Origin of the sequence: uncultured Chitinophaga sp., assembly GCF_937874145.1 — a bacterium.
Classification (GTDB): Bacteria; Bacteroidota; Bacteroidia; order Chitinophagales; family Chitinophagaceae; genus Chitinophaga.
The window spans coordinates 1-3,613 of sequence record NZ_CALNBI010000374.1 but is presented as its reverse complement, the minus strand read 5'-3'; the positions used below and the strand labels follow the sequence as shown (position 1 = coordinate 3,613).

At 58.2% G+C, this 3,613-nt stretch carries 3 protein-coding genes; 1 reads left to right on the top strand and 2 read right to left on the bottom strand.

The window, feature by feature from the left end:
* A partial coding sequence (locus Q0510_RS18335) for a polysaccharide deacetylase family protein (RefSeq protein ID WP_298715101.1) occupies positions 1-409 on the bottom strand: 409 nt, incomplete at its 3' end.
* A gap of 55 nt (positions 410-464) precedes the next feature.
* Here Q0510_RS18335 and gltX point away from each other — a divergent pair.
* Positions 465-1,994 carry a glutamate--tRNA ligase gene (gene gltX, locus Q0510_RS18330; RefSeq protein ID WP_298715099.1) on the top strand — a complete coding sequence of 510 codons (1,530 nt, stop codon included), beginning with the start codon at positions 465-467 and terminating at the stop codon, positions 1,992-1,994.
* Positions 1,995-2,062: 68 nt separating this feature from the next.
* On the opposite strand, the gene Q0510_RS18325 is transcribed toward gltX, so the two are convergent.
* Positions 2,063-3,613: glutamine--tRNA ligase/YqeY domain fusion protein (locus tag Q0510_RS18325; protein WP_298715097.1), on the bottom strand; the 1,551-nt coding region annotated here is incomplete at its 5' end.

The following is a 3,613-nucleotide window of genomic DNA, read 5'->3' as shown; positions in this document are numbered from 1 at the left end:
TCCGGTAATCCTTCTTCAGCTCGCGGATCTGGAACGGCGAAATACGGCCGTACGGCGGCCGGAATAAATCGGAACAGATGTACTGCGCCGCTTCGCGGATATTGCTGATGTACTTGTCGGTAGCCGTTTTCCAGCCGTTGAGATGGTTGTGGGTATGATTGCCCACCGCATGCCCGTCGAGCAGGATCTGTTGATAAATATCCGGGTGCGCCACCACGTTTTTGCCAATGCAGAAGAACGTGGCCTTCGCATCGTATTTCTTTAGCGTTTCCAGCACGAATGGCGTGGCTTTGGGATGAGGCCCGTCGTCGAACGTCAGGTAAACCGCCGGTACGGCAGGCGTGAAATTCCAGGTGCAGCTTTTGTAGAGCGACTTCAGAAAGCCGGGTGTTTTCGTAAAATAGAACATGTTAAGCGGATTAGCGTGATCGTTCCCTGCCCCGAAATTATTATTTTTGCGCCGTATGAGTCACAATAAAGTAAGGGTGCGCTTTGCGCCGAGCCCTACGGGCGGGCTTCACCTCGGCGGCGTACGCACGGTGTTGTTCAATTACCTCTTTGCCCGTCAGCACGACGGCGAATTTATCCTCCGGATCGAAGACACGGACCAGACGCGCTTCGTGCCCGGCGCCGAGGAATATATCGTGGAATGCCTCCGCTGGTGCGGGCTGGAGCCGGACGAAAGCCCCCTGCAAGGCGGTCCTTACGGCCCCTACCGCCAATCCGAGCGCAAACCGCTGTACCGCCAGTATGCGGAACAACTGGTAGCTGCCGGTAACGCCTATTATGCCTTCGATACCCCTGAAGAACTGGAAGCCATGCGCGAAGTGGAACGCGCCCGCGGCAACCATTCCCCCCAATACAACCACGCCGTGCGCAGCACCATGCGCAACTCCCTCAATATGGAAGCGGCCGAAGTGAAGGAGCTCCTCGGCAAAGGGGCCCCGCACGTCATCCGCATCAAAATGCCGACCAACGAAGAAGTGACCTTCACCGATATGATCCGCGGCGATGTTACCTTCCAGACCAATATCGTGGACGATAAAGTGCTCCTGAAGGCCGACGGCATGCCCACCTACCACCTGGCGGTGGTGGTCGACGATTACCTCATGAAGATCAGCCACGCCTTCCGCGGCGAGGAATGGCTCCCCTCCGCACCGGTGCACATCCTGCTCTGGAAGTACCTGGGCTGGGGGAACGAGATGCCCCAGTGGGCGCACCTCCCGCTCATCCTCAAGCCCGACGGCAACGGCAAGCTTTCCAAACGCGATGGAGACCGCCTCGGCTTCCCCGTATACGCCATGAACTGGCAGGACCCCGCCACCGGCGACCTCACCAATGGCTTCCGAGAAAACGGTTTCCTCCCCGAAGCATTCATCAATATGCTGGCCATGCTCGGCTGGAACGACGGATCCGGACAGGAGATTTTCACCATGGATGAGCTCATCCGGAAATTCTCCATCTCCCGCGTCCACAAAGGCGGCGCCAAGTTCGACTACGACAAGGCCAAATGGTTCAACCACCAATGGATCCAGCGCACCGGCAACGAGCGCCTGGCGCAACTCTTCCTCCCCGTCCTCGAAAGCAAAGGCGTGGTCGCCGAACCCGCTTACGTGGAAAAAATCGCCGGCCTGGTGAAAGAACGCTGCCAGTTCGTCAACGAAATCTGGGACCACGGGTTCTTCTTCTTCGTTCGCCCGGAGAAATACGACCTCGACGCCGTGAAGCCGAGATGGAATGCTGATAAACAAGCGTTCTTCGGCGAATGGCAGGCCGCTTTGCTGAACCAGGAAGACTTCTCCGCCGCCGCGCTGGAAGAAGGTTTCAAGGCGCTGGCTGCTACCAGGGGCATCAAGCCCGGCGAACTGCAACTGCCTTTCCGCATCATGCTCTGCGGTGGTAAATTCGGCCCCCCGGTATTCGATATCGCCGCCACCATCGGCAGGAACGAAACCGCAGACCGCATCGCCCTGGCGCTCGATCTCCTGAAATAATTACGATTTCGTATAAACGAAAAGGCCATCCGGTGAGGATGGCCTTTTTTGTATCTGGTTGCGTCAGTTTAAGCTTTCTTGGCTTCCTTGGCCCAGGTGTCCTTCAGGGTTACGGTCCGGTTGAACACGGGGTGCTCAGGCGTGGAGTCGTAATCCGCTACGAAATACCCTTTGCGGAGGAACTGGAAGCGGTCGCCGGGCTTTGCCGCCGCGAGGACCGGTTCGATATATGCTTTCTTGATGATTTCCAGTGAATTGGGGTTGATGAGGTCCTTGAACTCGGTTTCTTCCGCCGCGGGGTTCTCCACGGTAAAGAGGCGGTCGTATAACCGTACTTCGGCTTCCTTTGCATGCGCGGCGCTCACCCAGTGGATGGTGCCCTTCACGCTCATGGCGCTGCCTTCCGCACCCGATTTGCTTTCGGGGATGTGGGTGGCGTATACGGTGGTGATGTTGCCGTCGGCATCCTTGTCGAAGCCGGTGCACTCCACGATGTAAGCGTATTTCAGGCGCACTTTCAGGCCTACGCCGAGGCGGAAGAACTTCTTGGGAGGGTTCTCCATGAAATCTTCCCGCTCGATCCAGAGGGTGTTGCTGAAGGATACGGAGCGATGGCCGGCGGAAGCGTCTTCCGGGTTGTTCTCTGCTTCCAGTTCTTCGGTTTGCCCTTCGGGATAGCTTGTGATCACCAGTTTGACGGGGTCGAGCACGGCCATTACGCGGTTGGCGGTTTTATTCAGTTCTTCACGGATGCAGAATTCCAGCAGCCCGATCTCGATCATGTTGTCGCGCTTCTGGATGCCCACTCTTTCCGCGAAAGTGCGGATGCTGGAAGGCGTGAAGCCGCGGCGGCGGAATGCGGCGATCGTAGGCATGCGGGGATCGTCCCAGCCGGCCACGATGCCCTCGTTCACCAGCTGCAGCAGCTTGCGCTTGCTCATCACGGTGTAGCTGAGGTTCAGCCGCGCGAACTCGTACTGGTGCGAAGGGAAAATATCCAGCTGCTGGATGAACCAGTCGTACAGCGGCCGGTGGGGGATGAACTCCAGGGTGCAGATGGAATGCGTGATCTGCTCGATGCTGTCGCTCTGCCCGTGCGCGAAGTCGTACATGGGATAGATGCTCCAGGCGTCGCCGGTGCGGTGGTGGTGCGCATGCTTGATGCGGTACATGATGGGGTCGCGCATGTGCATGTTGGGCGAAGCCATGTCTACCCTGGCACGGAGCACCTTGGCGCCGTCGGGGTATTTGCCTTCGCGCATTTCCGCGAACAGGCGGAGGTTTTCCTCCACGCTGCGGCTGCGGTAGGGGCTGTCCTTACCCGGCTCGGTAGGCGTGCCCTTGAGCGCGGCGATCTCGGCGGCGGTGGAATCATCCACGTACGCGAGGCCTTTTTCGATCAATTGCACGGCAAACGCGTACAGCTGCTCGAAGTAATCGGAAGCATATAGCTCTTTGGCCCATTCGAACCCGAGCCACCGGATGTCTTCCTTGATGGATTCCACGTACTCGGTGTCTTCGGTAACGGGGTTGGTATCGTCGAACCGGAGGTTAGTTTGCCCGCCGTATTTTTTGGCCAGGCCGAAATTGAGGCAGATGCTTTTGGCATGCCCGATATG